Origin of the sequence: Streptomyces sp. NPDC002742, from assembly GCF_042888885.1 — a bacterium.
Taxonomy (GTDB): Bacteria; Actinomycetota; Actinomycetes; order Streptomycetales; family Streptomycetaceae; genus Streptomyces.
Map to the genome: position 1 here is coordinate 22,668 of NZ_JBIAQF010000049.1, position 6,000 is coordinate 28,667.

General features: G+C 66.9%; 5 protein-coding genes and 1 pseudogene. 1 reads left to right on the forward strand and 5 read right to left on the reverse strand.

Going from position 1 to position 6,000, the window contains the following annotated elements:
- Positions 1-91: 91 nt before the first annotated feature.
- Positions 92-961, reverse strand: a complete 870-nt coding sequence (locus tag ACFYW8_RS43200; RefSeq protein ID WP_389092990.1) for a helix-turn-helix domain-containing protein — start codon at positions 959-961, stop codon at positions 92-94.
- Between the two features lie 414 nt (positions 962-1,375).
- Here ACFYW8_RS43200 and ACFYW8_RS43205 point away from each other — a divergent pair, with 414 nt between their 5' ends.
- On the forward strand, positions 1,376-3,157 hold the full coding sequence (locus tag ACFYW8_RS43205) for an RNA-guided endonuclease TnpB family protein (RefSeq protein WP_389092994.1): 1,782 nt from the start codon (positions 1,376-1,378) through the stop codon (positions 3,155-3,157).
- Between the two features lie 188 nt (positions 3,158-3,345).
- On the opposite strand, the gene ACFYW8_RS43210 is transcribed toward ACFYW8_RS43205, so the two are convergent.
- The 4 genes and pseudogenes from ACFYW8_RS43210 to ACFYW8_RS43225 all read right to left on the reverse strand — a co-directional run.
- Complete coding sequence (locus ACFYW8_RS43210; RefSeq protein ID WP_389092998.1) at positions 3,346-3,570, reverse strand: hypothetical protein; 225 nt, start codon at positions 3,568-3,570, stop codon at positions 3,346-3,348.
- 32 nt (positions 3,571-3,602) lie between these two features.
- Positions 3,603-4,607 carry an HTTM domain-containing protein gene (locus ACFYW8_RS43215; RefSeq protein ID WP_389093033.1) on the reverse strand — a complete coding sequence of 335 codons (1,005 nt, stop codon included), beginning with the start codon at positions 4,605-4,607 and terminating at the stop codon, positions 3,603-3,605.
- Between the two features lie 73 nt (positions 4,608-4,680).
- Positions 4,681-5,370 carry a DUF5819 family protein gene (locus ACFYW8_RS43220; protein ID WP_389093003.1) on the reverse strand — a complete coding sequence of 230 codons (690 nt, stop codon included), beginning with the start codon at positions 5,368-5,370 and terminating at the stop codon, positions 4,681-4,683.
- A 156-nt stretch (positions 5,371-5,526) separates the two neighbouring features.
- Positions 5,527-6,000: pseudogene (locus ACFYW8_RS43225) on the reverse strand (hypothetical protein); the annotation flags it as partial.

A 6,000-nucleotide genomic window follows, 5' to 3' on the forward strand; every position in this document is an offset into this window, starting at 1 on the left:
GAGACCAAGTACCTGCTCGAACTCCGCCGACTGCCAAGGGTATTGGTTGGAGAACTCGGCGAACCGATCGAAAGGTAGGGCGACCTCAGTCTCAGGGGCGGCTCGCCGCGTCGACGTACCTCTTGACGACGTCGGTGATGAAGTCGCGGCTGCTGTCAGGGTCGAGAGCCCGGGCCTGGAGGTGGTCGTACATCACGCTGTAGTGCTGCACGTCGGAGGGTTTCTCCAGGTAGAGATCGCTGGTGCGGCGTTCCAGGTGCACCACTGCCTCGGTGCTGTCGGCGGACCGCAGGATGCAGAACCGTCCTGCGAAGCCCGGGTGGGCACCCGCCGCGTAGGGGAGGACCTGCACCGTGATGTGCGGCTCGGTGCCGAGTGCGTTCAGGTGCTCCAGTTGTTCGCGCATGATGTCCGGGCTGCCGACGACGCGGCGTAGTGCCGATTCGTCCAGGACGACCCACAGACGCAGCGGGCGGGCCGGGTCGTAGATCCGGTGCTGACGGCGTAGCCGCACCTTGAGGCGTGTGGCGGCCTGTCCGGCAGCGAGCAGAGGGATCGTTTCCTCGATGACGTCGTGGGCGTAGGCGGGGGTCTGCAGCAGGTCGGGGATCATCATGGGCTCGTATGCGTGGACGGTGGCGGCGTCCGTCTCCAGGCCGACGTAGACGCTCTGGGGAATGTCGCCGTAGACGTTCCACCAGCCCTGCTGCCCGGAGTCCCTGGCCATCCCCATCAGTGAGTCGATGACCTGCTGGTCCGTCACTCCGTAGATCTTGCACAGATCGCGTACGTCGCGGGGGCTGATGGCGCGGCGGCCGTTCTCCAGGTGACTGATCTTGGGCTGGGAGACCATGAGCCGCTCAGCCGCCTCTTTGCTCTTCAGTCCGCTGGCCTGACGGAGCCGGCGGAGCTCGGCTCCCAGGCGGCGCTTTCTGACGGTGGGATTGCTGTTCGCCGCCACGCGCGGTCTACCTCCGGCTCCAAATCATCGTGCTGGCCCGCAGATTGCCATGGAGCAGGGATTGTCGATCATGTGCCATGCCGTCGTGTTCGCCGGGCAGCCAAAACGGACTGTGACTTCGTCATGTGCCTCACAACAGGAACCGCCAGGCGTCCTGCCGGGAGGGACCGAAAACAGGCGCGCGTGCTTGCTTCACATGTCGGCGAAGGGTCTTGCGCCCCTTGAGCTGAGGCAATTGCCAGTGTAAGAGTCCTTTTCGGCTGCCCGGCGAACACGACGGTATGGCGCGTGACCAGCAGCCCTTGCCCCATGGCAACGTGCGGTCCAGCAGAGCGACTTGGAACCGGAGGTACACCGCGCGTGGCGGCGAAATCCCATCCCGCAGGGCCAGGGCACGGCCCCGCGGCCGTGACGATGCCCGGCACAGAGGTGTTGCGGGCGTACCGGTTCGCCCTGGACCCCTCCGATGCCGAGCGCGCCGCCCTGTCCCGCTATTCCGGCGCCTGCCGGTGGGCCTACAACTACGCCGTGGCCAAGAAGACCCATGCCCACCAGGCATGGACCGACCGCCGGACCGTCTACCTCGAGGCGGGGCTGAGTGAAGGCGAGGCGAAGGAGCGGATCAAGGCCGACGGCGCCGAGCTCACCGACCGCGTCAAGGTGTGGGACCACCACCGCAAGAGCCTCACGCTCACCGTCTCCGGCAAGCCGGCGCTGCCCGCGATGCAGCCCCCGGCCGGGCAGGAGGCCCTCGTCCGCCGGCTGGCCGCCGCCCGCACGGACGCCGCCGGTACCAGCGGTGAACGCGATCTCCTGGCCGAAGGCCGTGTCACAGTGAACGCGCTCAAGGCCCAGGCGTTCAGTGCCGGTTTCCGCACGCCGACCGCCACCGACACCAGCGCCCTGTGGCGGATGGAACGGGACCTGCCCAAGGAGGAGGGCGGCAGCCCCTGGTGGAGGGAGGTCAACGTCTACTGCTTCACCTCCGGCTTCGACCGCGCCCAGGTCGCCTGGAAGTACTGGCAGGACTCGCTCGCCGGCCGCCGCGTCGGCCAGCGCCAGGGATACCCCCGCTTCAAGAAGAAGGGCCACACAGAATCGTTTTCTCTCTTCCACGACGTGAAGAGGCCGATCATCCGCCTGGAGGGCTACCGGCGCCTGGTGATGCCGGGCCTGGGCAGCATCCGCATCCACAACTCAGGCAAGCGCCTCGTGCGGCTCGTAGAGCGCGGGCAGGCCGTCATCCAGTCCGTGACCGTCACCCGCGGCGGCCACCGCTGGTACGCCTCCGTGCTGGCCAAGGTGCAGCAGGACGTGCCCGTGCTGTGGGAGCACGTCCACGACGACGGCGCCCGCACCCCGTACCTGAGCCGTACCCAGGCCGAGAAGGCCGCCGAGAACGGCGGACGCGTCGAGCAGATCGGCCGCCCCACCGCCCGCCAGCGTGCCGGCGGGCTCGTCGGCGTCGACCTCGGCTCCCACCACCTGGCCGTCCTGTCCAGCCCACTCGACCCGGCCGACCCCGCCACCACCCTCGTACAGCACCCCCGTCTGCTCGCCGACAGCCTGGCCAAGCTCGTAAAGGCCCAGCGCGCGATGTCCCGTTGTCAACAGGGGTCGGGGCGGTGGAGGAAGGCCACCGCCCGGGTCTCCCGCGTCCACCAGCAGATCACGGTGAGACGTGCCTCGTTCCTGCACGGCCTGTCCAAGAAGCTGGCCACCGGGTTCACGCACGTGGCGATCGAAGACCTGGACATCACCGCTCTCACCACCTCAGCCAAGGGCACCCGGGACAAGCCGGGCAAGAACGTCAAGGTCAAGGCCCGCTCCAACCGGCATCTCCTGGACGCCGGCCTGGGCAGTCTGCGAAGGAAGCTCGCATACAAGACCGCCTGGTACGGCTCGCAGCTCGTCGTCCTCGACCAGGGCGAGCCCGTCACCGGCACCTGCGCGAAGTGTAAGGAGCGAAACCCAAGCTCCGACCCATCGTGCAGCACGTTCCACTGCCCCTCGTGCGGTGCGGTCGTACACCGACACGAGAACAGCACCGCGAACATCGTTGACGCGGCGCACAGGCAGCTCAGTATGGTCGCCTCCGATAGGGGGGAGACCCAAAACGCTCGCCGAGCCACTGGAAGTCCCGGAGCCCGCAAGGCTCCCGGGCAAGGGGCGTTGAAGCGAGAAGACACCGGCTGACGCCGGTGCCACCCCCGGGGAGCGATCCCCGGGCGTCCCACAACAGCACCACAACCAGCGCGGCAGGGCAGCTACCGCCGAAGGCCCCCAGGTCATTCAGTCGCCGCTCCCTACGCGCCCGGGACGATCCGTGTTCTGGCAGATCGACAGCTGCACCACGATGCTTCGGACGAGTGAGTGCCTCCCACTCACTCCCCGTCGGAGACCGTCCGCCACGCCACATCGCACGCCTCGGCTTCGGTGGCTGGAACGGCGACTGTCCAGACCCCGACTACCCGCGCCGCCTCCAAGCCCTCCTGACCAACCGACAGCATGGCGACGACCATCAGTGGCACGGTCAGTAGCTGCGTGCCGCCGGCCAGCCCCAGCACATCCGGGCCCATCGGCACGGCGAGGAGCTGGACGGCGACCATGGTGCCCTTGCACTCCGGCCTCAGCCTGCGGACTACTTCTGTGGTGGAACGGGCACCTGTACGGCATCCCGCACCCGTCCCCCGCGCACAGACCAAAGGTGCGTCAGGTGGAGAAAGAAGCGGTCCGGCAGAAACACCGTGTCCGCGATGATCATCGCTCCGGAGAAGAGCGGCAGCCCCAGGAAGATCGCAATGCCCGCGTGCATGCCCAGCATCACGGCCAGGACCGGGTACTTGAGCCTGCCGAACAGGACGAACGGGAAGGCGACCTGCACCAGCACCGTCAGGTAGCCGACGACGGCCATCAGTACCGCGTGGCCGTCTGCCATCTGGGACAACATCGGCCAGGGACGGAAGAGATGGAGGTTCAGGACATAGTGGAGAGCGGTGCCGTTGCCCCAGAAGCTGCCCTGAACCTTGTAGAGACCGGCGGCTCCGTAGAGGAAGCAGACCTGGGCCGCAATGACGAACATGCCGCAGTTGTGCAGCACCGTGGCCAGCGTCTTCCTGACGTCGCGCAGTTCATCCCGGAGAGTGCCGCCGGAGCTCGGGGGCCCGCCCGCGGGTGTCGCCCGGCGACCGAGCCGCCGCGCGTCCAGTGACCAGCGCGAGCCGCACGCCGTGAAGACGAGATAGACGGCCATCAGGAGGATGAGGTTGTCGCCCCCGTCCCCCATGAAGATGGCCCTGGCATGGAACGAGACGACCACGACGGCGAACAGGATGGACATCACCCTGGTCCGCCAGCCCAGCAGGAACAGGGCGGACACGGCGAGTGCCGTCACGTAGCAGAACTCGAACCAGGCCCTGCTGTCGGAGAGGGTGAGGACGCTGGCCCAGCCGGTCTGGTCGAAGAGTTGCCGGGCCAGCGCCGGGGTCCACGGGGCGCCGGGCCCCCAGATCTCGTTGCGGTGGGGAAACTCGCGCAGCAGGAAGAGCAGGTAGATCAGCCCGTAACCGATCCGCAGGACTGCGGCAGCGTGCAGGGACACCGGCCTCTCGGTGAGGAGGGCGAAGAGCCTGCCGAGCCGGTCGATGACGAATCCTGGGGGGCCGGTGTCCGCAGGGGCGGTGGCTCGCTGGGGTGCGTGTGCGGCGGGCGGCGCCTGATCAGTAGTGATGGGAGCTCACCTTCCACCAGGGCAGATAGCGGGTGTTGATGGGCGCTGGCGCGGGGCCCGTGCCGTCCGGAGCTCTGGACGCGGGGACGGGCACGGTGACCACCCGGAGCTGGAGGGCCTCGAATCCCCCCTGACGGTGTGCTGCCACTCGGTCGGCAGCGATGTTGCGCAGGTATTTCTGCATCATGATCGCCCGCTCCGAGGGCGGCTTGTCGGCCCCGCCGTAGAGTTGGAGATAGGAGCTCCAAGCGCGGCGCAGCATGTTCTGGTTCGTGTGACTAGGGAACGGATTGTGCTCTACCGCGGACTCGTCCACAGCGGTGATGTCGAACCACGGGCTCACGTGTGCAGAACCGTCCGGCCCGGCATGCCTGGTCCGCACGGAGATCTCCGAGTTGACCGATTCCGGATTCGGAGCGAAGAGCCGCCAGTTCTGCTCGAACAGCGGATAGACCCATGAATCGACCTGTTGACGGTACCGCTGCGAGACAGCGTTTTCCGGGGCCACATGCAGGAAAACCAGGAGTACGTGGATCAGAACCGTTGTCAGGCAAAGGGCGATTGCCGCCCACAGGCCTGCCTTAAATGGGCCGCGGAGCGTGGACGGCCTGCCGGGCTCATGAGGTTCCCGGCGCTCGTCGGGCACAGCGCCGAGGCGCTCTCTTGCCTCCATATCCATGGTTTCACATTCACCCGGCACAGCCCCACCCGGTCTCTTCTGTTTAACTGATGACATCTGACGTCTTCTATTTCCCTCCATGCGGCGTGCGGCGGAATTTATTGGATTCCGCCGCACGCTACGCACGCCCACTCACGGAGTCATGCAGCTCGCTCGTCAGCCGACGTAAGGGTGAATCTTTTCGTCGATGTTCTGCCGGTATCCGTCGCGCTTTTCGTCGAACTTTTCGTAGAACTTCTGCTTGTACTTGTCGCTGAGCTTGTCGTCCTTTTCGGACTTGCCGCCGGACTCATAACTGTCGTGCTTGTGGCCGTATTCGTCGTGCTTGTGGCCGTATTCGTCGTGCTTGTGGCCGTATTCACCCGGCTTGTAGTAGCAGGAACAGGGCTTGTGGCCGTGGTCGTGGTCGTGGTCGTGGCCCCCGGTTCCACCAGTCGTGTACCCGGTCGTTCCACCAGTCGTGTACCCGGTCGTTCCACCAGTCGTGTACCCGGTCGTACCAGCCGTCGTGGCCCCGGTCGTACCAGCCGTCGTGGCCCCGGTCGTACCAGCCGTCGTGGCCCCGGTCGTACCAGCCGTCGTGGCCCCGGTCGTACCAGCCGTCGTGGCCCCGGTCGTACCAGCCGTCCG